General features: G+C 65.9%; 21 protein-coding genes. 6 read left to right on the top strand and 15 right to left on the bottom strand.

Annotation, left to right across the window (positions count from 1 at the left end; all coding sequences use genetic code 11):
* Window positions 1-9 precede the first annotated feature (9 nt).
* The 5 genes from AKI39_RS12445 to AKI39_RS12425 are packed head-to-tail and all read right to left on the bottom strand — an operon-like array spanning window position 10 to window position 6,028.
* Window positions 10-1,668 carry an arylsulfatase gene (locus tag AKI39_RS12445; protein ID WP_066636258.1) on the bottom strand — a complete coding sequence of 553 codons (1,659 nt, stop codon included), beginning with the start codon at window positions 1,666-1,668 and terminating at the stop codon, window positions 10-12.
* A 56-nt stretch (window positions 1,669-1,724) separates the two neighbouring features.
* Entirely contained in the window at window positions 1,725-2,795 is a 1,071-nt protein-coding gene (locus tag AKI39_RS12440) for an ABC transporter ATP-binding protein (RefSeq protein WP_066636255.1), read from the bottom strand.
* On the bottom strand, window positions 2,792-3,646 hold the full coding sequence (locus AKI39_RS12435; RefSeq protein WP_083228803.1) for a carbohydrate ABC transporter permease: 855 nt from the start codon (window positions 3,644-3,646) through the stop codon (window positions 2,792-2,794). Before AKI39_RS12435 ends, AKI39_RS12440 begins: the two co-directional genes overlap by 4 nt.
* Window positions 3,643-4,581 carry a carbohydrate ABC transporter permease gene (locus tag AKI39_RS12430; RefSeq protein ID WP_083228802.1) on the bottom strand — a complete coding sequence of 313 codons (939 nt, stop codon included), beginning with the start codon at window positions 4,579-4,581 and terminating at the stop codon, window positions 3,643-3,645. Before AKI39_RS12430 ends, AKI39_RS12435 begins: the two co-directional genes overlap by 4 nt.
* A 7-nt stretch (window positions 4,582-4,588) precedes the next feature.
* Window positions 4,589-6,028, bottom strand: coding sequence for an ABC transporter substrate-binding protein (locus AKI39_RS12425; RefSeq protein WP_066636251.1), 1,440 nt, complete (start codon window positions 6,026-6,028; stop codon window positions 4,589-4,591).
* Window positions 6,029-6,248: 220 nt separating this feature from the next.
* Between AKI39_RS12425 and AKI39_RS12420 the strand changes: the two genes are divergently transcribed.
* A complete protein-coding gene (locus AKI39_RS12420; protein ID WP_066636249.1) occupies window positions 6,249-7,298 on the top strand; it encodes a LacI family DNA-binding transcriptional regulator in 1,050 nt (349 codons plus the stop codon).
* A gap of 262 nt (window positions 7,299-7,560) precedes the next feature.
* Here AKI39_RS12420 and AKI39_RS12415 read toward each other — a convergent pair whose 3' ends face one another.
* A complete protein-coding gene (locus AKI39_RS12415) occupies window positions 7,561-7,776 on the bottom strand; it encodes a hypothetical protein (protein ID WP_145925262.1) in 216 nt (71 codons plus the stop codon).
* Between the two features lie 248 nt (window positions 7,777-8,024).
* The gene (locus AKI39_RS12410; RefSeq protein WP_066636245.1) at window positions 8,025-8,705 is read right to left on the bottom strand and encodes an isochorismatase family protein; all 681 of its coding nucleotides are present in this window, start codon (window positions 8,703-8,705) and stop codon (window positions 8,025-8,027) included.
* Window positions 8,706-8,974: 269 nt separating this feature from the next.
* Here AKI39_RS12410 and AKI39_RS12405 point away from each other — a divergent pair, with 269 nt between their 5' ends.
* Entirely contained in the window at window positions 8,975-9,850 is an 876-nt protein-coding gene (locus tag AKI39_RS12405; RefSeq protein ID WP_066636243.1) for a helix-turn-helix domain-containing protein, read from the top strand.
* A gap of 26 nt (window positions 9,851-9,876) precedes the next feature.
* Here the strand turns inward: AKI39_RS12405 and AKI39_RS12400 are convergent, their stop codons facing one another.
* From AKI39_RS12400 to AKI39_RS12365, 8 genes are all read right to left on the bottom strand, one after another.
* The gene (locus AKI39_RS12400) at window positions 9,877-10,704 is read right to left on the bottom strand and encodes a phosphodiesterase (RefSeq protein WP_066636241.1); all 828 of its coding nucleotides are present in this window, start codon (window positions 10,702-10,704) and stop codon (window positions 9,877-9,879) included.
* 3 nt (window positions 10,705-10,707) lie between these two features.
* Window positions 10,708-11,751, bottom strand: a complete 1,044-nt coding sequence (locus AKI39_RS12395; RefSeq protein WP_066636240.1) for an ABC transporter ATP-binding protein — start codon at window positions 11,749-11,751, stop codon at window positions 10,708-10,710.
* Window positions 11,752-11,776: 25 nt separating this feature from the next.
* Window positions 11,777-12,568 (bottom strand): ABC transporter permease, encoded by a 792-nt coding sequence (locus AKI39_RS12390; RefSeq protein WP_066636237.1) that lies wholly within the window; start codon window positions 12,566-12,568, stop codon window positions 11,777-11,779.
* 28 nt (window positions 12,569-12,596) lie between these two features.
* Entirely contained in the window at window positions 12,597-13,421 is an 825-nt protein-coding gene (locus tag AKI39_RS12385) for an ABC transporter permease (RefSeq protein WP_066636234.1), read from the bottom strand.
* A 28-nt stretch (window positions 13,422-13,449) separates the two neighbouring features.
* Window positions 13,450-14,481 (bottom strand): ABC transporter substrate-binding protein, encoded by a 1,032-nt coding sequence (locus AKI39_RS12380; protein ID WP_066636231.1) that lies wholly within the window; start codon window positions 14,479-14,481, stop codon window positions 13,450-13,452.
* A gap of 37 nt (window positions 14,482-14,518) precedes the next feature.
* Window positions 14,519-15,523, bottom strand: coding sequence for a LacI family DNA-binding transcriptional regulator (locus AKI39_RS12375; protein ID WP_066636228.1), 1,005 nt, complete (start codon window positions 15,521-15,523; stop codon window positions 14,519-14,521).
* Window positions 15,524-15,642: 119 nt separating this feature from the next.
* Entirely contained in the window at window positions 15,643-16,422 is a 780-nt protein-coding gene (locus tag AKI39_RS12370; RefSeq protein WP_066636226.1) for an SDR family oxidoreductase, read from the bottom strand.
* Between the two features lie 279 nt (window positions 16,423-16,701).
* Window positions 16,702-17,157: a universal stress protein gene (locus tag AKI39_RS12365; protein WP_066636224.1), complete on the bottom strand. Its 456-nt coding sequence runs from the start codon at window positions 17,155-17,157 to the stop codon at window positions 16,702-16,704.
* 230 nt (window positions 17,158-17,387) lie between these two features.
* Between AKI39_RS12365 and AKI39_RS12360 the strand changes: the two genes are divergently transcribed.
* The 4 genes from AKI39_RS12360 to AKI39_RS12345 all read left to right on the top strand — a co-directional run bounded on the left by AKI39_RS12360 (window position 17,388) and on the right by AKI39_RS12345 (window position 23,942).
* Window positions 17,388-18,191 (top strand): L,D-transpeptidase, encoded by an 804-nt coding sequence (locus AKI39_RS12360; RefSeq protein ID WP_066636221.1) that lies wholly within the window; start codon window positions 17,388-17,390, stop codon window positions 18,189-18,191.
* A gap of 326 nt (window positions 18,192-18,517) precedes the next feature.
* Window positions 18,518-20,947 (top strand): UDP-galactopyranose mutase, encoded by a 2,430-nt coding sequence (gene glf, locus AKI39_RS26235; protein WP_066636219.1) that lies wholly within the window; start codon window positions 18,518-18,520, stop codon window positions 20,945-20,947.
* Window positions 20,948-20,959: 12 nt separating this feature from the next.
* Complete coding sequence (locus tag AKI39_RS12350) at window positions 20,960-22,108, top strand: beta-glucosidase (RefSeq protein ID WP_066636217.1); 1,149 nt, start codon at window positions 20,960-20,962, stop codon at window positions 22,106-22,108.
* A gap of 58 nt (window positions 22,109-22,166) precedes the next feature.
* On the top strand, window positions 22,167-23,942 hold the full coding sequence (locus tag AKI39_RS12345) for an ABC transporter ATP-binding protein (protein WP_066636216.1): 1,776 nt from the start codon (window positions 22,167-22,169) through the stop codon (window positions 23,940-23,942).
* Window positions 23,943-23,975 lie beyond the last annotated feature (33 nt).

Genomic DNA, 23,975 nt, shown 5'->3' with positions numbered 1-23,975 from the left:
CGCCGCGCCTCAGTGCTCGTAGTCTTCTTCCCAGAACGCCGGCGAAGTCTGTTGCTTCATCAACTCCAGGATCTTCTCGCGTGGGATCACCCCACACCGGCGCGCCCATTCCTCGTAGCGTGCCGCCATGTCCTGGACGCGTTCGGGATGCGTGGCCGCAAGATCGTGCATTTCGGTGCGATCCGCGTCCATATCGTAGAGCTCCCAGGGGCCCGGATACTTGCGCACCAGCTTCCATTTGCCGATGCGTACCGCCGCGTTGCCTTCATGCTCCCAGAACATGGGAGGCCGCTCGACGCCGCGGCCGGTGCCGCCGCCGGTGTCGCCATCAAAGGCCGGCCGCAGGCTCGTGCCCTCCAGCGGCGCAATGGGGTTGCCTTCCCAGTCCGCCGGATAGGTGGCGCCCGTGATGTCGATAATGGTGGCCATGATGTCCGGCAGATAACCCGGCGTATGGCGTATGCCGCCCTTTTCCGCGATCCCTTGCGGCCAGTGGCATATCAAGGGCGTCGAGATGCCGCCTTCGTGGATCCAGTGCTTGTACAGCCGGAACGGCGTGTTCGAGAGGTTGGCCCACGCGGTGCCGTAGCTCTGGTAGGTATCTTCCGGCCCCGGCATGATGGAAGGATCGTTGCCGAAGCGCACCGGCTTGCCGTCGCGCGTATGGGATTTGGCGATCATCAGCTTGTTGACCAGCTCGTCGACCGTCACGTTCTCCGGGATGTCCTCGGCGCAGGCGCCGTTGTCCGCCAGGAAGATGACCAGCGTATTGTCCAGCTGTCCGGTTTCCTCCAGCGCGCGCAGGATGCGGCCGATGCCCTGGTCCATGCGGTCGATCTGCGCCGCGTAGACCTCCATGCAGCGCAACAGCCAGGCTTTTTCCTGCGCCTCGTCCCAGGGCGGCTGGGTCGGATCGCGGTCGCTCAACTTCCAGATGTCCTTCAGGATGCCGCTTTTCACCAGCCGGCGCAGGCGCTCGGCCCGCAGATCGTCCCAGCCCGCATCGAAGCGGCCCTTGTACTTGGCGATGTCCTCGTCATGCGCGTGCAGCGGCCAGTGCGGCGCGGTGTAGGCCACGTATTCGAAGAACGGCCGGTCGGGATGCTGGCGGCAGTGCTCGCGGATATAGGCCGCGGCCTGGTCGCTGATGGCGTCCGTGTAGAAGAATTCCTTGTCCTGCGATGCTTCATGCTCGATGTTGTCGTTGCCGCGCGTCAGCGTATTCGGATCGTAGAAGCTGCCCGCGCCGATGATGGTGCCGTAGAACGCATCGAAACCGCGCTGCATCGGCCAGGTATCGGTAGGCTTGACCAGGCTGCTGGCCACATGCCACTTGCCGCTCATGTACGAACGGTAGCCGCTGGCCTTGAGCACCTGGGGAATGGTCACGCAGCGCTTGTTCAAATTGCCCGCGTAGCCCTCGGGACCGAAGTCGTAGGTCAGGATGCCAACGCCGGTCTGGTGGGGATGCAACCCGGTCATCAAGGACGCGCGCGAGGGGCTGCAGCGCGCGGTGTTGTAGAACTGGGAGAACCGCAGTCCTCCGGTCGCCAGGCGGTCCAGGTTGGGCGTGTCGATCTCGCCGCCGTAGCAGCCGATATCGGAATAGCCCATATCGTCGTTCAATATCAGCACGATATTGGGTTTGCGCTGCGTATCGCTGTTCATCCTTGCCCTCGCTCGCAATGTGATTGCCCGCGGCGCGCCCGCGCCGCCGCTTCATCTCAGATTCTCAGTCCCGATGTGCCATCGAACATATGTACCGCGCCGGGAGCGAAGGACAGCCGCACCGCCTGCCCCTCTGCCAGGCCGGCGGCGTTCTCCCGACGGGCCTTCAGACGCTGCTCGCCCGCCTTCAGGTTGACGATGGCGCTGTCGCCCAGGTCTTCCACGAACTCCACGGTCGCCGCGATGCCCTCCGCGCCGACGCCTTCGGCGTCGATGCGCAAATCGCCGGGCCGCACGCCCACCGTGATATCACCGGCCGTCGCGCCGGACGGGATCGAACTGGGAAAACGCGCGCCCGCGACTTCCAGCTGCCCCGCTTGCAGGCGGGCAGGCAGCAGATTCATCGGCGGCGTACCAATGAAGGCTGCCACGCGGACGTCCGCCGGCCGCGCATAGATTTCCTTGGGGGTGCCCACCTGCACTATCCGTCCTTCCATGAATACCGCCATGCGGTCCGCGACCGTCATCGCTTCTTCCTGGTCATGGGTGACGTAGACCGTCGTCACGCCCAGCGAACGCTGCAAGCGCCGCAGCTCCGCGCGCGTTTCGACGCGCAGCTTGGCGTCCAGGTTCGACAGCGGTTCGTCCAGCAGGAACAGCTTGGGTTTGCGCACGATGGCACGCGCGAGCGCGCACCGCTGCTGCTGGCCGCCGGACAACTGCCCGGGGCGGCGCGCGAGCAAATGCGCGATATCGACTTTGCCCGCGGCCTCGCGCACGGCACGGGCGATCTCCCCGGCCGGGGTGCGCACCATCTTCAGGGGAAAGCCGATATTCTCGGCCACCGTCATGTGGGGATACAGCGCATAGCTCTGGAACACCATCGCCACATCGCGCTCACCCGGAGGCGCGTGCGTCATGTCGGCCTCGTCCAGCAGCACGTGCCCGGCATTGACGGCTTCCAGCCCGGCCAGGATGCGCAGCGTGGTCGTCTTGCCCGAACCGGACGGGCCCAGCAGCGCGAAGAACTCGCCCGGCTGGATGTCAAGATCGACGCCGTGCAAGGCGGTGAAGGCCCCATGCCGCTTCACCACGCCTTGCATGCGCACTCGTCCCACCTGGCTCATCGCCGTCCTCCGCCCTTGACCGCACCCACGGTAAGCCCCTTGACGATATGGCGCTGCGCGGCCAGGCCGATGAGGATGACCGGCGCCATCGCCAGCATCGCGCCCGCGGCCAGCCGCGCCCATTGCGTCTGCTCCACCGAAATGAAATTGAACATCGCCACCGTCACCGGACGCACGTTGTTGCCGCCCAGTACGACCGCGAACAGGAATTCGTTCCACGCGTTCAGGAACACGAATATCGTGGTCACCGCGATGCCGCCCTTGACCTGCGGCAGGATGACGTACCAGAAGGTGCGCAGGCGGCCGGCGCGGTCCAGCAGTGCGGCCTCCTCCATTTCGAAGGGGATATCCTCGAAATAGGACACCATCAGCCAGATGGCGAAGGGCAGCGAGAAAGTCAGGTACAGGGCCGTCAGGCCGCTGTACGTGTCCAGTCCGCCTATGCGCTGCAGCACCAGATAGAAAGGAATGATCAGCCCCACCGGCGGCAGCATTTGGGTGGCCAGCAGATAGAACCCGGACACGCGCTTGCCCGGATAGCGCAGCCGCGCCAGCGCATAGGCGGCGGGCACCGCCACCAGCATGGTCAGCACCGTGGCCCAGGTGGACAACACCACGCTGGACCATAGGTTGGGAACGATGGAAGACGAGCCGAAGATGACGGCGCGGTAGTTGTCCAGCGTAGGCGTGAACAACAGCTTGGGCGGATAGGCCAGGACATCGCGCTCGGTCTTGAAGGATGTCAGCAGCCCCCACAGCACGGGAAACGCCCATACCGCCAGGAGCAGCGCCGCGCCCAGCCACGCCGCCACCCTGCCCGTGCGCGCCTTCATCGCGCTCGGTGCGCTCATCGCGGCCTCCGCAGGCGGAACATGAAATACGAGATCAGCAAGGTAATGCCCATCAGCACCACCGCCAGGGCGGAGCCGTAGCCGATGTTCAGTTCCGAGAACGATGTGCGATAGGCATACAGGTTCAGTATCTCGGTGGCCGAGCCGGGGCCGCCGCCCGTCGCCGCGAAAATCGCCGCGAAGGCCGATAGCGCGGTCATCATGCGCATGATCATCACCACCACGATGGCGGGGCGTATCAAGGGCAGCGTGATGTACACGAAACGCTGCCACGGCCCCGCGCGGTCCAGCCGCGCAGCCTCGTAGACATCCTCCGGCAGCGTGCTGAGCGTGGCCAGCAGCACGAGGAAGGCGAACGGCGTCCATTGCCAGGTATGGATGGCGATCACGGAAATCAGCGCCATCCGCGGATCGCCCAGCCAGTTGTAGGTGCCCAGGCCCAATGCCTGCGTGACCAGGTCGATCAGCCCGACGTCCGGCGCCAGCACCAGGGTGCGCCAGAACAGGCCGACCACAACCGGCGCCAGCACGATCGGCAGGATGGCCGCCACCCGGAGCACGCCCTGCCCTTTCGGAATACGCAACACCAGCAGCGCGAGCGACAGGCCCACGACGATCTGCAGCACAACCGTACTGCCGGTGTAGATGAAGGTAAGCCACAGGGAGTTCCAGAAGCGCGGATCGCTGCCCATCTTGGCGTAGTTGTCCAGGCCGGCGAAGCCCGACAGCCACGGCATGCTCATATCGATGCGCTGCAGGCTGTTCCACAGCAGGTAGATGAGGGGCGCCGTGGTGATCAGCAGCAGCAACAGCAGCGCCGGCGCCAACAGCGCCAGCGCGAAGCGGCACTCCTGGGCGGCCAGCGTGCGCGGCGCGCGCTGCACGGCCAGGGCGGCGGTCCTGGCGACCGGCGCAAGCTGTTCGGCGTTCTTCATGCGGCGCTCAGCTCTTCACGATTTGGGCGATGCGGTTCTGCGCCTCGGCCAGGGCTTCCTTGGACGTTTTCTGGCCGACCAGCGCCGATTGGATCGCGGTGGCCATGGTTTCACCGATGGCCGGCCATTGCGGCACGCGCGGACGCCAGTCGACGTCGGTGTCGTGCTCCAGGGATTCCAGCGCGGCCGGAATGAAGTTGTCCCCCGCGCCGGCCATGGCCGTGGCGAACTCTTGCGACTTCCAGCTGGACAGCCTGTTCAGCCCGGAACGCTTGGCCGGTCCCTTGAACTTCCAGGAGGTGCGTGCCTGGGTCTCCGCCGAGGCGGCCCAGGTAATGAAGAGCCAGGTCGCCGTGCGGGCGCGCGGCTTGAGCGCCGCGTTGATGGGAAAACCCCAGTTCCAGATCGACGTCACGCGCTTGCCGTCCGGCCCCTTGGGCCAGCGCGCATAGGCGATCTTGCCGACCACCCGCGATTTCTCCGGATTGGTGATCACCGCGGCGGACGAATGCGCGTCGATATAGCAGCCCAGCGTGCCTTGCGAGAACGCATCGGCGATATCGGGCCAGTTCCAGTTGCGCACCGCCGGCGGCGCGTACTTGGCCAGGGCATCGACATACCATTGCAGCGCTTCGATCGCCTGCGGGCTGTCCACCTTCAGGGTGGAGCCCTGGAACCAACTGCCGCCGAAGCCCCGGAAGATCGACGGATAGATATACATGTTCTGCCCGGCCCCGGCGAAACCCCGCAGCGCGAGCCCATACATGCGCGTGGAAGGGTCGGTCAGCGCCTTGGCGTTAGCGAGCAGCTGATCGTAGGTTTCCGCGGCCTTCAGGCCCTTGGCGTCGTACAAGTCCTTGCGATAGACCTGTACGGTGACTTCGCCGTCGTATGGGATGCCATAGGGCTTGCCGTCGATCGAGTCGGCGTCCCGCCAGGCCTGGAAGATGTCTTCGTAGTCGAACCAGGCCTTGTCGGTCAGCGCGGGATCGTTCAGGTAGCGGTCCAGGGGCTCGACCCATTTGTTCGCCACGTAGAGCGGGTAGTACATCGGGTCGGCGGCATGGGTGGCATAGGTTGCCGTACGCGACGAAAGATCCAGCATGGCCTTCTGGCGGATCTGTCCTGGCGGCACTTTTTCGACCCGTACCTTCACCCCTGTCAATGCCTCGAACTGCGGTATCAGCTCGACAAGGTTGTCGAAGTAGCTTGCCGGAATGACGGCGACGGTAATGGATTCGCCCTCCGCCTGCCGCCAGTTGATCTTGGCTTGCTTGTACGGCCCCAGGTCGTCGGCTGCCTGCTGGGCCCGCGCGCTGGCCAGGGGCAGCATGGACGAGCCCCCCAGGGCGAGGGCCCCCAGCGTGGCGGCTTGTTTCAGGACCGTGCGCCGCGCGGGATCGGTGACCTGGTCCGCGGAATGGATGGAAGCTGGAGGTGTCTTCAAGAGTGTCTCCTCATGAATCACCCGCGACGCCGGTGTCGCGGCTGCACGGCGTCATAGGTAGGATGCGCCGGGTCTTTATGTAATCGATTACACTGGCAATGTATCAGCGCGAGAACCGCATCACAATAGTCAAAACCTTGGTAGTTTCCCTCAGCCGGCATACTGACTTCCCGCTATGATGCAATCGATTGCATAGCGAAATTGGCTATAATCCCGCCCCATGCGCTTGCCACCCCCAGACCCCTTGCGCGAAGAACCCAAAGGCCGATCCGCGGCTCGGGATGTGGCGCGGCTGGCCGGCGTATCCACCGCAACGGTCTCGCGCGCGCTGAACAATCCGGAGCAGGTCGATCCCGACACGCGCCGGCGGGTCCTGGAAGCCGCCGCCAAGCTACGCTACGTGCCGCATGGCGCGGCGCGCTCGCTGCGCAGTCACCGCAGCAAGATGATCGGCGCCGTGGTCCCCTCCTTCGACTACGCGCTTTACGCGCGCACCACCAGCGCGATTCATCAATATCTGGACGAACGCGGGTATTCGCTGGTCCTGGCCGAACAGCACTACGATCTGTCCGCCGAAGTACGGGTCGCCAGCCAGCTGATCCAGCACGGCGTCGACGCCTTCGTCTTCGTCGGGCTGGATCACGATCCCGCGCTCTTCGCGCTGCTGGAGGACTATGGGCGCCCCTATGTGCTGACCTGGGGCGTGGACCCGCTGCGGCGCCATCCGAGCATAGGCTTCGATAACCAGGCCGCGACCTATGCCATCACCCGCCATCTGATCGGCCTGGGCCATCGCCGATTCGGACTGCTCAGTGCACCGCTGCCCGGCAACGATCGCGCCTTGACGCGCGGCGCCGGCTTCCAGCAGGCACTGGCCGAAAATGGACTGGCGCTGGACGAAGCCTGCGTGCAGTACGCGCCGATTTCCTTGAAGGCCGCGGAAGACGCGATGGCGCGCCTGCTGGCCCTGCCCGATCCACCGACCGCGGTGGTCGCGACCAACGACGTGTTCGCCGTCGGCGGCATGATGGCCTGCCGCCATGCCGGCGTACGCATACCGGAAGATATCTCGATTACCGGCGTGGACAACACGGACCTGGGTGCCACGCAGACGCCGGGACTGACCAGCATCCGTACGCCCATCACCGAAATCGGCCATGCGGCCGCCGCGCAGCTCGTGGCCCGCCTGAACGGCCAGCCCTACGAAGCCTTCCAGTCCTTCCCCATCGAGGTCGTGCACCGCGGCAGCACCGCGCCGCCGCGCCGATGAAGCGGCGGGGGGCGGCTTCAGCAAGCGGCGAAGTATTTCCGATACGCCCCCGGGGCCCGGATTATCTCTGGCCGAAGGCCTCAGGCAGTCGCTTCTGGATGCGTTGGAACAACACGCTCAGCGTGCGGGGTTCCGTTGGCTGGCGTTGTCGGAAGCGGATTTTGCTAGTTGCTTGTAACGCCAAAGGCGGTTGCGGCAGCCGAAGGTGCCCGGCTGGCCGGTGCGCGCTCTCGGCGCCCGGCCATGCGACGTCCGTTCATGCTCAACCGCCGGCCGTACGGTAATCACGTTGAGTGAAATTTATCCGGGAACCGGCTTCATCGGGTTTGTGTGCCGTATCGCTGGATGCGCCGGACGTACCGCCGTGGTCCGCTTTCGCTGCGGAAGAATCTTCGGTCGCGGAGGATGCGCCCGGCTGGCTCGGGATGCCCAGCAGGGTCAACTCCGCACCGATGAGCCCTTTCAGCAATTCATTCATGGCGACCTCCAGGTTCCACGCGGCCCCGGTGATGTATCGCGGAGGACGCGTGCGGACAGCCAAACTGTCCATAATATATCGTAGTGCGATATAAATTTACCGCGATTCCGCGCGCCTGTCTACGGGTGCCGCGCCCTCGCCCGCTTTGGGGATCACCTCCGAGGGAACGGCGTATTCCGCATCCGCATGGGCGGCAGAGCGCCATGCGCCGGCACTCAGATGCCGTACGCGGCGCCCCGCCGTGGCCCTTATTTCGCCAGCTTGGCGGCTTCCTGGGCCTTCTGGTAGCTTTCCGCCACAGCGGCGTAGTTCGGCGCGGCCAGCCCGTACAGCTTCGCCAGTTCAGCCGCCTCCGGACGGGCCCATGTGCGATGAAGCTCGGACAGCAGCGCATTGGTGGACGTCGGGATAACGCCGCCCTGCACCAATCGAACCAGCGTCGTGCGCGAGGCCAGGTCGCTGGGGTCGCCGGAAGCGTCGATCACGGCATACACATCGAAGCCCGCCGCCCGCGCGTCCAGGGCCGGAAACATGACACAGACACTGGTCCAGACGCCGGCCATGACCAGCGTCTTGCGTCCGCTGGCGCGCACATGTTCGACGAAGGCCTCGTTGTCCCACGCATTCACTTCGCCCTTGCGCGGGACGTAGACCGCATGCGGCGCATACTGGTGGATTTCCGGCATCAGCGGACCGTTCGGTCCGTTGGGCTCCGAAGCGGTGGTCAGGACCGGGATCTTCAGCAGCGTGGCCAGCTTCGCGATCATTTCGACATTGCGCCGCAGATCGGCGACGGGAATGTCTTTCACGGTCTGGAACAGACCCGCCTGGTGATCGAGCAAAAGAATGAGCGTATCGCTCGGATCGAGCAGGGCCTGCCCGCCGCCCGAGGGCAGGACACTCGACTTGGATTTCGCTGTATTTGCCATGATTTCCCTTCATTGCAGTAAGTGGTAGGCCGCCAGGGTCGACTCCCCTGGCTTGCCGGGGTGTGCTCACGGAGTCCATCTGGAGTCCTGCCCCGCCCATCACTTTGAGGGAGCCGGCGCGGTGCGTCGTTCATGGGCTTGACGCGGGTGTTCACCATCTTGCGCCGCCCTGGTTCGCCTCGTGTATGTTGGCAAAACCGTCACGCGATTGCGCGTATGATCCGCACCGCGATCCCCCATCGTATTCACCGCAAGCGGAAGAGAGCCACGTGAATAGTGCGCCAACGAGTCACACGCAGAGCTACGCCGACTATTACCGCTCGATATATCCGTTCACGCAGGAGCACAGGTCCGCCGGCGGGCTGAAGCTGTTTCGCGCGCCGTGTCATGTCGCCGGCGACTACGTGGAATCCGCGCACGGCATATCGCTTCAGATCAGCTGCGCGCCGCGGGCGGGCGGATGGTCCCGCATCGATCTGGGGGCGGGCCGCTTCAACGCCGACCTGTCCGCCGCGAATTACCTGGTCGCGCCTCCCGACCATGCCTGCACGTACGAGCTTGGGGCCGACATCGACCTCCTTGTCGTTGAGTTTTCTTCCAAGGCCTTCTGGGGACATCCCTGGCGCCTGCAGGACCAGGCATCGCTTCATCACGGCGCGCGCTATGACCCCTTGCCAATCAAGCTGGCCGAGAAAATCTGGGAGCTGAGCGCGCATGGCCTGACCCAGCTGGAAGCCGATAGCCTGGCCATGGCGCTGGCCACCCTGCTCGCCCGCGCCGCGCAGCCCGCGCCTGGCATCAAGCCGCTGAAGGGCGGCCTGGCGCCCAAGGAGCTGAAGCGCCTTACGGACTACATGAAGGCCCACCTTGCGACGGACTTGTCGCTGGCCGATCTTGCGGGGCTCGTCTCCCGGTCGCCCTATCATTTCGCGCGGGCATTCAAGACCAGCATGGGGCTTCCACCGCATCGGTATGTGATGCTGCTGCGGGTGCAGCAGGCCCAGTCGCTGCTGGTGGCGGGGCCCTTGAGCGTCGCGCATGTGGCGCACGCCTGCGGGTTCGCCTCGTCGCAGCATATGGCGACGGCGTTTCGCCGGATGATCGGGACGACACCGACGGAGTACCGGCGGCAGCACGCCAGCTGACGGGCTGCCGGCCGATTCGACCGGCGTCAATCGATCAAGTTGCCGTTCGCGTCGTAGAACGGCGATGCGCCGCCGAAGTCGTCCACGTAGGCCAGGTGGGTCACCAAACCGGTTTCGGGGGTATGGCGGTGCAGCTGGAACGCCGGCGGCTCCATGACGAAGGCCGACGGGCCTTGGGGATCCAGGTCCAGCGCGACCTGGTGGGCCGGCGACGGGCAGATGCTGGCGATCGTGCCCGCGAATCGCGCCTGTACCGCGCGATGCACGTGGCCGCAGATCAGCCGCTCGACGTTCGGCGCCTGGGCGATGATCCCGGCCAGCGCCGCCGCGTCGCCCAGGTCCAGCGACTGGATATCCATATGGCGTATGCCGCAATGGAATGGCGGATGATGCAGGGCCACGACGGTGGGCGTGGTGCGATCCGCCGCGAGCTTGTCCGCCAGCCACTGCAGACGCTCGCCGCACAAGCGCCCCCCGCCCTTGGGCGGATCCTGCGTGTCCAGCGCCAGCAGGCGCAGCGGACCCAGCGCCACCTCGTATTGGACGAAATCCGGGTGCTGCCGCAGGTACGCGTGGTCGGGGAAGGCCTGGCGCAAGGCGTCGCGCCCATCATGGTTGCCCATGACCAGGTAGTAGGGAATCCGCAGCGGCGCCAGCAGCGCGCGCAAATGTTCGTATTCCTCGCGCGCGCCGAAGTCGACCAGGTCACCGGTCAGCACGACGGCGTCGGGCCGGGGATGCAGGCGATTGAGCTTGTCCACGCAGCGCGCGAGGTACGCCGCCGTGTCCACTTTCCTGTAGGCCAGCCGTCCAGGCCGCTTGATGTGTAGATCGCTGATTTGTGCGAACAGCATGATTCATCCGTTCAGGGGAAATACCGCCTGGGAGGCCAGCGCCAGGCCAACGCGCTGACCGGGTTCATACGAAGTCCGGCTGGAGACTTCCACCAGGACCGGGCCGGCGCCGGATATGCCGGTCAGCGACAGGCGCGTGCGGTCCCCCAGGAACTGCACCGCGTCGACGGTGCCGGCCAGCGCCGCGCCGTCGGCCGCGCCCACCATCGCGTCTTCCGGCCGAAAGAACAGTTCGCGCGTTGCCGCGTCGCCGCCGGGGTAGTCCAGCGCGCCACCGTCCATGTGGAAGGCGCCGTCGCGCCAGTTCCCGCTGAGCCGGTTCAGCGTACCGACGAAATTCGCGACGTGCCGGCTGCGCGGGTGGTAATAGATGTCGCGCGGCGTGCCGATCTGCTCGATGCGGCCGGCGCTCATCACCACGATGCGGTCGCCCAGGGCCATGGCTTCGTCCTGGTCATGCGTGACATAGACCGTCGTCACGCCCAGGTTGCGCAGCAGCTTGTCCATGTCGGCGCGAACCGTCTCGCGCAGCTTGGCGTCCAGGGCGGTAAGCGGCTCGTCCAGCAGCAGCACGCGCGGCTCGGGGGCCAGCGCCCGGGCCAGCGCCACGCGTTGCTTCTGCCCGCCGGACAGCTGGGCGATCGGCCTGTCGGCCAGGGCCGTCAACTGGACCATGTCCAGCAATTCGTCGACGCGGCGCGCGACCTGGGCGGCAGGAAGCCGCCGCAGTTTCAAGCCATAGGCCACGTTGCCGCGCACGGTGAAGTTGGGAAACAGCGCATAGCTCTGGAAGACCATGCCGACGCGCCTATCCTCGATGGCCAGCCGTGTCACGTCGTCGTCGCCGAACAGCACGCGGCCGCCGGCATCGGGACGTTCCAGCCCGGCGATCAGGCGCAGCGTGGTCGTCTTGCCGCATCCCGACGGCCCCAGCAGCACCAAGGTTTCGCCCGCGCCGATCTGGAGATCCAGCGGTTGCAGGACGGTGTTGCCGCTGAACGTCTTACTGCACTGCTCCAGGCGGATGGGTATGGATGTGAGTTTCATGGATGGGAATGCGTGGGAGGCGGCGCTAGCGCTTGGCGGCGCGCGGCGTACCGCGTCCGGTGATCTGCAGCAGCACCAGCAGCGGCACGATGATCAGGAAGAAAACGGCGGTATAGGCGCTGCCGATCTCCAGGCGCAGCGATGCATAGGCATCGGCAAGCCCCACCGGCAGGGTCTTGGTTTCCGGGGTATGCAACATCCAGGTCAGGTTGAACTCGCCCAGCGAGAGCGTCACGACGATCAGCGCCCCCGCCACGATTTCCGAGCGGATGTTCGGCAGCACCACGGTAAAGAAGCGCCGCAGGAAACGGGCACCCAGGCTGGCCGCGCCCTCCTCCAGCACCTTGATCCTTCCGTCGGCGCAGGCGGCCGACACGGCGCGCACCATGAACGGCAAGGTGAAGATGACGTGACCGGCCACGATGAATGCCAGGCTTTCGCGGAAAACCCGGACGCCGCCGTAGACGCTGATCAGCGCCAGGGCGCTGGCCAGGCCAGGCAGTGCAATGGGCAGCGTCAGGAGCTCCTCGATCCAGCGGGCGAAGCGGCTGCGCCAGCGGGCCAGGATGTATCCGGCCGGCACGCCCAGCACGGCGACGATGGCCAGGGTGGCCAACGCGACGTACAGGGAATTGAGGATGGCGCCCTGGTAGTCGTGCCAGACCTGGATGACCCACTTCAGCGTCAGCCCGGACGAAATGCCGCGAAAGTAGTTCTGCGTCAGGCCGGCCATGATGGACATGCCGACCGGCACCAGCAGGAATGCGCACATCAGCAGCGTCAGCGCCAGCTGCAGGGTGAAAAGGACACGCTTCATGGTTTGCTCCTACACGGGGCCTCAGGCCCTAGCCCGCGGCGCCGACCGAGGGGCCGGAGAAGTTGCGCGCCAGCATCAGCACGCCCCAGGTGACCACGCCCAGCACGACGGACAGCGCGGCCGCGGTGGCAACGTTCGCGTTCAGCGTGAACTCGGTATAGATGGTCATCGGAAGCACATCGATGTCCGTGGCCAGGGTGAATGCCGTGCCGAAGGCACCCACCGACGTCGCAAAGCACATGGCCCCCGACGCGATGAGCGCGGGCGCGAGCGCGGGCAGCGTAATGTCGCGCATCAGCGCCCACGAACGGGCGCCCAGCGACGCGGCCGCTTCGTACAGGGAAGCATCCAGCGATTCGGCCGCCGCCATCACGGCCAGGATCACGCGCGGGATGGAAAAATACAGGTAGCCCAGGAACAGTCCCGCCAGGGAATACGCGAACACGGCCTTGAAACCGAACAGCCTGAGCGTTAGGTCCCCGATCAGACCCTGGCGCCCGGCCAGCATGATGACCATGAAACCCACCACCACGCCGGGAAAGGCCAGCGGCAGGGTCAACATGGAAATCAGCATGGACTTGCCGCGGAATTCATGCCGCGTCAGGAACAGGCCGGCCAGCACCGAGAGCACCAGGGTCACCAGGGTGACCAGCAGCGACAGCAGCACCGTCTGCCACAGGCTGTCCAGATAGCGGGGATTGGTCAGGACGGCCCGGTATGCCTGGATCGCGTCGCCGTTGCCGGAAATGCGTACCAGCACGGCGATCGGTATCAGCCAGAACGCCAGGAACACCACCAGGGCGGGCAGCAGCATGGCCACGCGCCAACCGCGCGGCAGGGTCAGGTCTTGCATGGTTGTCTCTTGGCTGCCGGCGGCGCGATCAACGAACGTTTTTCAGGTAGTCCTGGCCGAAGGCGGATTGCTTGGCGGCAAGTTGCTCCAGGTTCACGGGCCGCACCCGCTCGTAGTCGCTGGCGGGCAGGAACTTCTTGGCGAGTTCGGGATCCATCGCGCCCTGTCGCACCGGCCGCAGGTAGGCCTGTGCCCAATGCGCCTGTCCTTTGTCGGATAGCGTGTAGTCCAGCACTTTCTTCGCGTCGGCCGCGTGCGGGGCGCCCTTGACCAGCGCCATCACGTACGGCAACGCCACCGTCCCTTCGGTCGGAATGACGAACTGGACGTTGGCGTGGTCCTTGTAGATGGCGCGGTAGGCATTGAAATCGAAGTCCAGCAGGATAGGGATTTCGCCGGACAGCACGCGCGCATACGAGGTCTGCTTGGGGACGATGGGGTCGTTTTTCTTCAGCTGCTTGAAGTACTCCAGGGCCGGACGGAAGTCATCGATGGTCCCACCCAAGGCCTGGTTGACCGCCACGGCCGATGCATAGCCCACGAAGGCGCTGCTGGGATCCAGGTAGCCCACCATCCCGCGATATTCGGGCTTGAGCAGGTCGGCCCACGACTTGGGCACGGGCTTGCCTTCCAGCGCATCGCGATTGACGAAAAACCCGATGGTGCCGGAATGGATGGAAAACCAGAAGCCGTCGGGGTCCTTCAAGTCGGTGGGGATCTGGTCCCAGTGCGCCGGCTTGTAGGGCGCGAGCAAGCCTTTCTTGGCGGCTTCGATCGCCGAGGTGATGCCCAGGTACACGACATCGGCCACCGGTGAATTGCGTTCGGCGATCAGTTGCGCCACCGCCTGCCCGGAATTCTTGTTGTCCAGGGGCACGCGGATGCCGAGATCGCTTTCGATGGCCTTGACCTGGCCCGCCCAGTCCGCCCATTCGGGCGGACAGTTGTAGCAAATTACGGTCGGATCCGCCTGCGCGGGTGTCGAGGCCAGCGTGGCCAGCAAGGCCAGGGCGCCCGCGCCCGCGGACAGCACCTGCCTGATTCTCGTCTTGAAGCTCATCTTTGCTCTCCTTTGGTGAACGCTGTCGAAGCGGTGCTTAACAGGGGCGGACGGTCCCGCCCATCCGGACCTCGTGTGCCAGGATCAGGGCCTGGCCGGCCGCATCCTGACCGCCGATATGCGCGAGCAGCCTTTGCGCGGCACGGCGCCCGATTTCCGCGCTGGGCTGCCGCACGGTCGCGAGGGTCGGCGCGGTCAGCTCGCCGAACACCAAGCCGTCGAAACCCAATATGGATATGTCCTCGGGGATCCGCATGCCGGTCTGGCGCAGTGCGCGCATGACGCCCAGCGCCAGCAGGTCGTTGCTGCAGAACAGCGCCGTGGGATGCCAGCGCGAATCGGTGCCGCGCGTCAATGCTTCCCGCATGGATTCGGCATGCGCGCCGACGTTGAAGTCCACTTCCACCGCCGGCCAGGGTGTCAGGCCGGCGGCCTGCATGGCATCGCGGTAGCCTTCGTAGCGCCGCTGCGCACGGTCGGACGCATGCAGGGCGCCGGTGACCATCGCGATATCGCGATGGCCCTGTGCGATCAGCATGGCCACCCCATCGGCGGCGGCGCGGCGGTTATCCACCGAAACGCAAGGCTGGTTCGGCGTGTCGTTATAGAGCAATTGATACGGAACGCCTTCGGCGGCAAAGTCGGCAAGCAGGGAGTTGCGGCCGGCATCGGCCAGGGTCAGCAACAGGCCGTCGACGCGTTGGCGCAAGAGCGTCTCGATGGCGTTGCGTTCGCGGTCCGGGTCGTATTGCGTGGTGACCAGCAGCACCCGGCTGTCGGTCCCCGCCAGCGCCGCTTCGATGCCTTCGACGCAATCGGCGAATACCGGATTCGAGAGTGTGGGCAGCATGACGCCGATCAAGCCGGTTCGTTCGCCGCGCAATTGGCGGCCCAAGGAATTGGGCCGGAACTTCAGGGCCGCGATGGCGGCTTCGACACGCGCCCGCATCTGCGGCCGTACCTGCTCGGGCGCGTTGATGGCCCGCGATACGGTCGCGATGGAACAGCCTGCATATTGGGCGACGTCGCGAATGTCGGGCATGGCCCCTCGTGCCTGGGACGTATTGTCGATTTCGGCAAATGTAAACGTTTTCGAAAACGTTTACAACGGGGCGATGCGGGAATATCGATGCTGCACTGCGGCGATTGTGCCGCGGCGGCCTACTTGCCCACGTGCGAAGCCGATTGCGCGTTCAGTGCGGCGAACTGCTCGCGGTATTTCGCCTGCCCTTGCTCGGCCGCGAAACGTAGCGGGTACACACGCTTGACCAGGATCTCCTCGGCATCCGGCTGCGTGTCGATGATCTGCATGACTTCGTCGACGAAGGCCTGCAGCGGCATGGCGTTGGGATCGCTGGCCTGGTGCGCGCCCAGCAAGGTTGTCTGCACATAGGGCGGCGCCAGTTCCATGACTTTCACGGAGGTATCGCGCAATTGATGACGCAGCGATTCGCTGAACGAATGGATGGCCGCCTTGCTGGCGCAGTAGGTGGGTGTGACGGCCAGCGGCAGGAAGGCCAGGCCGGACGATACGTTGATTACCGTGGCCTGCGCCTGCTTTTTCAGCGTGGGCAGCAAGGCGGCCGTCAAGCGTAGCGGCGCGAGCAGATTGGTCTGGATGGTCGCCTCGGCCACCGACAGGTCGATGTCGTCGGCCGTCCACTGTTCCGGTTTCATGATGCCGGCGCCGTTGATGACGACGTTCAGCGTCGGATACTGCTTGACGATATGCGCGGCGAAACGCGCGGTGTCGGCGGCATCCGCCACGTCAACCGTGGCGGTGGCCATGCCAGGATGGGCGGCCGCGACTTCATCCAACGGCGCCTGGCGGCGGCCCGCGATGATGACTTTGTTGCCCGCGCGGTGCAGTGCATCGGCCAGGCCCCGGCCGATGCCCGTTCCGCCGCCGGTGATCAGGATGGTGTTTCCCTTGGTTTGCATGATGACCTTCCTTCGAAGAGAGTACCAGCGCAGATTACGTCCATGACTCTCCTTTTGGAAGTAGCCACCGCTCTCGCCTTTGTGTCGCCCGCCGGCACGCAATCCAGCCCGGGGATCGACCGTCTGGCCTTGAGGGACCGCCGCGTGATTAAGCCGACGTCCTGCCACAGGGCTCCGCATGGCCGCACGGCGTCGCATTGTGCGCGGCCGCCCTCGCCGGCCGCGCCCAGGATGCGGATGGACCCGCGCCTGTAGGCGTGGCCGGGTGACCGCCGGCAATCAGCGCGTCGCACCGCCTGGATAAAGCAGCACCGGACGATCGCTGATACGGATGAAGGTCTCCACGACGCTGCCCAGCAGCAGGCGCTTGAAACCGCGCCGTCCGTGCGTACCGAGAACCACGAGATCCACGTCCAGCGCGGAGGCGGCGCGCCGCAGCTGCTCTGCCACGGTGTCCTGGATCTCGCTGCCGTGCACCAGGTGCGACACGACCGTGACGCCCGCGCCCGCGGCCGCCTCGCCGGCCGCCTGCAGCACTTTACCGGCCTCGGTATCGACGCTGCTGCGCAGGGCATTTGGATCGTACGCCAGGGACATGTAATAGTCGGTGGGGTATTCGGCCACGGATACGGCGTAGACCGTGGCGTGTTCTTGCGCCGCAAGCTGGATCGCATTGCGCAGCGCGGCCTGCGCCGTTTCGCTTCCGTCCAGTGCGACCATGATTTTTCGGTACATGGTGATCTCCGGGTTGCCACTCGGCGTCATCATGTATCACGGCGCACCGCGGCGCCGTGATCTGCATCAAGTCCGCGCAGCGAGGGGCAGCCGGATGGCCCGGCCATGCCGCCGGCGTGTCATCGTGCTGGCCCGGGTCGCCGGCATATTGATCCGGGTCAACGTGTCTCTGCCGGAGAGTGCCACACTGGAAAAAACGACGAACCGGCGATCACGGAAGGCAGGATGACATGAAAGTCCAGGTGCAGATGGGTATTGGGCGCTTGCTGGCATGCCTGGCGTTCGTCCTGCTGCCGGATGCCGCCGCGCTGGCCTCGCCGACGGCGGAGGACCTCGCCGCCGCTTATCGTCTGACGGTACGCCCGCAGTTGCATCCACCGCCCGACGAGGTCCGATACTACGCGGCGCATGCGCTGCTTATGCTGCAAGGCGCCGGTATCGAGCTGCAGGAGCCGCAGTATCTTCTGGTCGTCGACCGCAGCCGGCGCGTGCAGATGATACTGGTGTATTGGATCAGCCTTGCGGATGAACCCAGGCTGATCGGCGCCTCTCCGGTATCGACCGGCAGCACGGGCCGGTACGACCATTTCGAGACGCCCATCGGCGTATTCGAGCATTCGGTGTCGGACGGCGATTTCCGCGCCGAAGGTACCAAGAACGAGTTCGGCATACGCGGCTATGGCAGGAAGGGCATGCGGGTCTACGATTTCGGCTGGCAGGTGGCGCTACGCGGATGGGGCCGGGGCGGACAAAGCCCGATGCGGCTGCAGATGCATGCCACCGATCCGGACTTCCTGGAGCCCCGCCTTGGCCGGGTGGATTCCAAAGGCTGTGTGCGCATTCCGGCAACCTTGAATGCGTTCCTGGATCGATTCGGTGTCCTGGACGCGGATTACGAGGCAGCGGAACAAGCAGGAGAACCCATGTGGGTGCTGTCCTCGGCACGCAATCCGGCGTCGGGCGCCGGCCGCTGGCTGGTGATATTGGATAGCGAGCGCGTTGCCCGTCCTTCATGGGCATCCGCCGCGCGCTGATGCTGCCCTTCCCGCTTCGTCTATCCCGAGCTTGCTCAGCCATCATCCGAGCAACCATCCACATCGTCATTCCCTTCGAAGACGACGACCGAGAATGATCGTCCCTGCGGCGACATGTCGCTTGTGCCGGATGGCTTGCGGAAAGAGCCACCGCCCTCGCAAGCCATGAAGGCACGAGCTTGAGCACGTCTTACTGCGCCATCCATCCAAAGGTATCCGCACGATGTAGACACACGCGTGGCGCCGTATCTGGGCATGGAAGCTGCTTTTGGGGGCACGCCGCATCTCGCAGCGTCACTTCATCCCCCCAAGATTCCGAGGCCCTTATGGTTCCCCAAGCTCCCCAGCGCATAGACACCGATGCCGCGCGGCCGATCTCGCATACTCGTGCCTCCCATGCCGTCCATGCCGCTCGTCCCGACATGCTCTGCTTCTCCCACCTGCGCTGGAGCTTCGTATATCAGCGTCCTCAACATTTGCTGTCGCGATTCGCGCGCTCGCATCGCGTCTACTACATCGAGGAACCGATCGCGATCGACGACGGTAGCGCACGGCTGGAGCGGCATGCCGTGGATGGCGGCGTCACGGTGGTGGTGCCGCGTCTGCCGGCGGGCTTGCCGGCAGACCGAGCGGAGGCCATGCTGCGCAGCCTGCTCGACCAGTTGATCGCGCGCGATCGCATCGAGCCCGCGGTGCTCTGGTACTACACGCCTATGGCCTTGGGTTTTTCCGGCCACCTCACATCCGGGGTGATCGTCTACGACTGCATGGACGAGCTTTCCGCCTTCCGCGGGGCACCGCCGCAACTGACGGCCCGCGAGGCGGAGCTGCTGCGCCGCGCGCACGTGGTGTTCACCGGCGGGTACAGCCTGTACGAGGCCAAGCGTGGCCGTCATCCCAACGTTCATGCCTTCCCCAGCAGCGTGGACGTCGAGCACTTCAAGCAGGCGCGCGCGATGGATCGCGAACCCGCGGACCAGGCGCGGATAGCCGGTCCGAAGCTGGGCTTCTATGGCGTGCTCGACGAACGCTTCGATACGGAACTCGTGGCACGCGTGGCGGCCGCGCGGCCCGACTGGCAATTGATCTTCATCGGGCCGGTCGTGAAGATCGATCCCGCGACGCTGCCGCGTGCGGCCAACATCCATTACCTGGGGCCGAAGGACTACGGCGAGCTGCCTGCCTACCTATCCGGTTGGGATGTGGCGCTGATGCCTTTTGCCCTGAACGAGTCCACGCGCTACATCAGCCCGACCAAGACACCGGAATTCATCGCCGCTGGACGGCCCGTCGTCAGCACACGCATCGTCGACGTGGAACGCAGTTATGGCGCCTGTCCGCTGGTGCGCATCGCCGACGGCGCGGCGGCGTTCGTCCAGGCCGCGGAAGCGGCGCTGGCCGATGCGAAGAAGCCCGAGGCCTTGCTGGTGGAGGCCAACCGCGCGCTGGCCGGCATGTCGTGGGACCACACATGGGCCGCGATGTCCGCGCAACTGGCCCTCGCCTCGCCTCAGGGCGTGGCGCCCGTGGTACCGATGCGTGCCCGCGGCGCGACGCCCGGCACGGCGGCCGCCAAGGACGCAGCGCCGGCCACGCGGCCGTCGCGCTCGCCCACGGCACGATACGACTATCTGGTGGTCGGTGCGGGATTCGCAGGCTGTGTCCTGGCGGAACGGCTGGCCGCCGGCCTGGACCAGCGGGTGCTGGTGATAGACCGGCGGCCTCATATCGGCGGCAATGCCTACGACTATTTCGACAACGCGGGACTGCTCGTGCACCGCTACGGGCCGCACATCTTCCATACCAACGCGGACCCGGTCGTCAAGTATCTGTCCCGGTTCACGAACTGGCGGCCGTATGAGCACCGGGTGCTGTCGGACGTGGGCGGCATGCTGGTGCCGATGCCCATCAACCTCACCACCCTCTCCATGTTGTACGGACAGGATTTCAGCAGCGAAAGCGCGCAGACCTTCCTGGCCGCGCGCGCCGAAACGGACCGGCCGATCCGCACCGCCGAGGACATGGTGCTGTCGCAGGTCGGCAGGGACCTGTATGAACGGTTCTTCCGGGGCTATACCCGCAAGCAATGGGGGCTGGATCCCTCCCAGCTGGACAAGAGCGTGACGGCGCGCGTGCCGGCCCGGACATCGGACGATGACCGCTATTTCACGGATCGCTTCCAGGCGATGCCGGACCAGGGCTATACGCGCATGTTCGAAAGGATGCTGGATCATCCGAATATCGACGTGTGTGTAGGTACGGACTACCGCGAGTTGCGCGGTGCCGTGCCGGCGCGCCGGCTGGTCTACACCGGCCCCATCGACGAGTACTTCGATCACTGCTATGGACCGCTGCCCTACCGCTCGCTCATCTTCCGCCATGTGACGTTCGACAAGGAGCAATTCCAGCCGGTCGGCGTCGTCAATTACCCCGCCGAGGACACACCCTACACGCGCATCACGGAATACAAGCATCTGACCGGCCAGCGGCATCCCAAGACCAGCGTCACGTACGAGTATCCCAGCGCCGAAGGCGATCCGTATTATCCCGTGCCGCGCGCGGAAAACGCCGCGCTCTATCGCCGCTACCAGGCCTTGGCGGACGAGCGCCCCCATGTGCTGTTCGTCGGGCGCCTGGCGACCTACCGCTACTACAACATGGACCAGGTAGTGGGCCAGGCGCTGGCCACGTATGCGCGCATCGAAGCGGAGCACCGCACCGGGCCTGCGGTGGCGGCCGAACCGGCGGTCGCGTAGGCGGGGGTGGCGATGCAGACACTGTTTCACAGTTTCCTGCAAGGCGGGTTCGAGTGCTCCACATCGCTGTTCCCGGGCGGCAGGCGGCTGGATCTGCTGGAAAGCACCGGGCATGCCTTGCATGCGCTCGCCGATTTTCGCGCCTTGGCCGAGTACGGCGTCCGTACGGTGCGCGACGGCCTGCGCTGGCACCTGATCGAACAGCGGGACGGCCAATACGATTGGGCCAGCGCGATCCCGCAGATCGAGGCGGCCATGCAGAGCGGGACGCAGGTCATCTGGGATCTCTGCCACTACGGTTGGCCCGATCACCTCGACATCTGGGATCCGGGCTTTCCGCAACGCTTCGCCAGGTTCGCCGGCGCGGCAGCGGCCCAGATACGGCAGCGCTCCGCCCAGGTACCCTTCTATTGCCCGGTCAACGAGATATCGTTCTGGGCCTGGGCCGGCGGCGAAATGGCCCACTTCGGCCCGAGTACCGTCGGACGCGGCCATGCGCTGAAGCGGCAACTGGCGGCCTGCACCCTGGCGGCCATGGATGCGATCCGCCAGGTGGATGCGCGCGCGCGTTTCGTCCTGGCCGAGCCCATGATCCGCGTGGCGCCCCTGGTGCCGGCGGACCAGGCGGCGGCCGACGAGGCGACGTCCGCGCAGTATCAGGCCTGGGACATGATTCGCGGCAGCCTGGCGCCCGAACTGGGCGGCGCGCCCGGGTACCTGGACATCATCGGCGTGAATTTCTACCCCCACAACCAGTGGTACCTGGACGGTCCCACCATCTTTCGCGGAGAAAGCGCCTATACCCCGATGCGCGAACTGCTCGGCGAGGTATATGCTCGCTATGAACGGCCCATCGTCGTGGCCGAAACCGGTGCGGAGGGCGCGCTTCGCGCGCCTTGGCTGCGATATGTGTGCGACGAAGTCGCGGCCGCGATGTCGTGCGGCGTGCCCATCCTTGGAATATGCCTGTACCCGGTCACCGACTATCCGGGATGGGAGGACGACCGTCACTGCCCAACGGGCCTGCTTGGTGTGCCCGACGCCCAGGGGCGACGCGCCGTCGATATGGCAACCGCCGCGGAACTGGTGCGCCAGCAGCGCCGGTTTCGCCAGCGGCCGGAGGTCCCAGCGCAACCCGGGGCAGCCGCGCGCGCGCGCTGACCTGTCTCCAGACGGGCGCTTCTGACCTGCGCATCGACCCGATCATTCCGCACGCGCCATGTCCGTCCTTGCCATTCCTTCGCGCCCGCTGGCCTTCCTGTTCAGCTATGTCCGGGCCAAGCCAGTCAGCTTTTCCTGCCTGGCCCTGTTGATCGTCAGCGCGGCCACCTGCGCCGTCGTCGTCCAGTACGGCATGAAGCTGATCGTCGACGCCATGGCGGAACCGGACCGTGCCCGCGCCGATATCTGGCACGCGCTGGCCTTCTTCCTTGTCCTGATCGGCTGCGAAAGCGCCTTGTGGCGGTCGGCGGGATGGCTGGGTTGCCGGACCATCGTCGCGTCCTGCGCCGACATGCGCATCGACCTGTTCGACCATCTGACCGGGCATTCGCTGCCTTTCTTCAAGCGCCATCTGAGCGGTGCATTGGGCAACCGCATCTCGGCCACGTCGGCGGCAAGCGCCGCCATTTACGGCACGCTGACCTGGAACGTCATGCCGCCCTGCGTGGAGTTCATCGGGGCGACGGTGGTGCTGTTGACGATAGACTGGAAACTTGCGCTTGCCCTGAGCATCTTCGTGGGGGTGGTCGCCGCGGCGATCGTGCGCTTCGGTATCCGCGGACGCAAGCTCCACGAGACCTACGGCATGCATGCCTCGCGCGTCGGCGGCGAAATCATCGATACCGTGTCCAACATCTGGACCGTGCAGGCCTTCGCCGCGCGCCGCCTGGAGCACGAGCGGCTGCGGTCCCAGGTAGACCAGGAAGCGCAGGCGCAGCGGCGCAGCTGGATGTACCTGGAGAAAGCGCGCGTGCTGCACGACGTCTGCCTTTGGCTGATGGCGGGATCGATGCTGTTCTGGGCGCTGTACGCCTGGCGCGGCGGCAATATGACGACCGGCGACGTGGTCGTGGTCAGCGCGCTGGCGTTTCGCATCCTGCACGGCTCGCGCGACCTGGCCCTGGCGCTGGTAAGCACCGCCCAGCAGTTCGGCGTGATCGCGGAAATGCTGGGCGTGGTGGCGCAGCCCCACGGCATGCGCGACCATCCCGATGCACTGCCCTACCGGCCGCGCGGCGGCGACATCGAATTCAACAATGTCCACTACGCCTATCCCGACGGCCACGTGATCTTTCGGGGCTTGGGCCTGCGCATCCCGGGCGGGCAGAAAGTCGGTATCGTCGGCCCCTCGGGGGCGGGCAAATCCACGCTGTTGAATCTGCTGCAACGCCTGGACGACGTGGGCGGTGGCAGCATCCTCCTGGATGGGCAGCCGCTGCCGACGCTTACGCGGGACAGCCTGCGCCGCGCCATCGCGGTCGTGCCCCAGGATGCGCCGCTGTTCCGGCGCACGATCATGGAGAACATCCGCTACGGCCGTCCGGATGCCTCGGACGAGGAAGTCTACGAGGCCGCGCGCCTGGCCCACTGCGAGGAATTCATCGCGCGGCTGCCGGACGGCTACCAGACCCTGCTGGTGGAGCGCGGCGCCTCCTTGTCCGGAGGCCAGCGGCAGCGCCTTTCCATGGCGCGCGCCTTCCTGAAGAACGCCCCCATCCTGCTGCTGGACGAGGCCACGTCGGCGCTGGACAGCCGCTCGGAGGAACGGGTACAGCAAGCCCTGGCGGAGCTGATGCGCAACCGGACCGTGATCGCGGTCGCGCACCGGCTATCCACGCTGTCGTCCTTCGACCGCATCCTGGTACTGGACGAGGGGCGGATCATCGAAGACGGCGCCCCCGGTGCGCTACGCGAGCGCGGCGGCCTGTTCGCCGCGCTGTGGCGCATGCAAAGCCAGCAGGAGCCGCTGGAAGAGACCCTCTCGGCGCAATGACCGGCGGAGCCGGGGCACCCGCGGCCCCGCCGC

Source organism: Bordetella sp. H567, from assembly GCF_001704295.1.
Classification (GTDB): domain Bacteria; phylum Pseudomonadota; class Gammaproteobacteria; order Burkholderiales; family Burkholderiaceae_B; genus Bordetella_C.
The sequence above is the reverse complement of the archived record's forward strand: the minus strand, read 5'-3'. Positions and strand labels throughout refer to the sequence as shown.

Coding starts and splice junctions, on each gene's coding strand:
- AKI39_RS12395 (WP_066636240.1), bottom strand. CDS start 11,751: ATGAAACTCACATCCATACCCATCCGCCTGGAGCAGTGCAGTAAGACG.
- AKI39_RS12420 (WP_066636249.1), top strand. CDS start 6,249: ATGCGCTTGCCACCCCCAGACCCCTTGCGCGAAGAACCCAAAGGCCGA.
- AKI39_RS12370 (WP_066636226.1), bottom strand. CDS start 16,422: ATGCAAACCAAGGGAAACACCATCCTGATCACCGGCGGCGGAACGGGC.
- AKI39_RS12430 (WP_083228802.1), bottom strand. CDS start 4,581: ATGAAGAACGCCGAACAGCTTGCGCCGGTCGCCAGGACCGCCGCCCTG.
- AKI39_RS12410 (WP_066636245.1), bottom strand. CDS start 8,705: ATGGCAAATACAGCGAAATCCAAGTCGAGTGTCCTGCCCTCGGGCGGC.
- AKI39_RS12390 (WP_066636237.1), bottom strand. CDS start 12,568: ATGAAGCGTGTCCTTTTCACCCTGCAGCTGGCGCTGACGCTGCTGATG.
- AKI39_RS12365 (WP_066636224.1), bottom strand. CDS start 17,157: ATGTACCGAAAAATCATGGTCGCACTGGACGGAAGCGAAACGGCGCAG.
- AKI39_RS12440 (WP_066636255.1), bottom strand. CDS start 2,795: ATGAGCCAGGTGGGACGAGTGCGCATGCAAGGCGTGGTGAAGCGGCAT.
- glf (WP_066636219.1), top strand. CDS start 18,518: ATGGTTCCCCAAGCTCCCCAGCGCATAGACACCGATGCCGCGCGGCCG.
- AKI39_RS12385 (WP_066636234.1), bottom strand. CDS start 13,421: ATGCAAGACCTGACCCTGCCGCGCGGTTGGCGCGTGGCCATGCTGCTG.
- AKI39_RS12445 (WP_066636258.1), bottom strand. CDS start 1,668: ATGAACAGCGATACGCAGCGCAAACCCAATATCGTGCTGATATTGAAC.
- AKI39_RS12350 (WP_066636217.1), top strand. CDS start 20,960: ATGCAGACACTGTTTCACAGTTTCCTGCAAGGCGGGTTCGAGTGCTCC.
- AKI39_RS12375 (WP_066636228.1), bottom strand. CDS start 15,523: ATGCCCGACATTCGCGACGTCGCCCAATATGCAGGCTGTTCCATCGCG.
- AKI39_RS12345 (WP_066636216.1), top strand. CDS start 22,167: ATGTCCGTCCTTGCCATTCCTTCGCGCCCGCTGGCCTTCCTGTTCAGC.
- AKI39_RS12400 (WP_066636241.1), bottom strand. CDS start 10,704: ATGCTGTTCGCACAAATCAGCGATCTACACATCAAGCGGCCTGGACGG.
- AKI39_RS12360 (WP_066636221.1), top strand. CDS start 17,388: ATGAAAGTCCAGGTGCAGATGGGTATTGGGCGCTTGCTGGCATGCCTG.
- AKI39_RS12380 (WP_066636231.1), bottom strand. CDS start 14,481: ATGAGCTTCAAGACGAGAATCAGGCAGGTGCTGTCCGCGGGCGCGGGC.
- AKI39_RS12435 (WP_083228803.1), bottom strand. CDS start 3,646: ATGAGCGCACCGAGCGCGATGAAGGCGCGCACGGGCAGGGTGGCGGCG.
- AKI39_RS12415 (WP_145925262.1), bottom strand. CDS start 7,776: ATGAATGAATTGCTGAAAGGGCTCATCGGTGCGGAGTTGACCCTGCTG.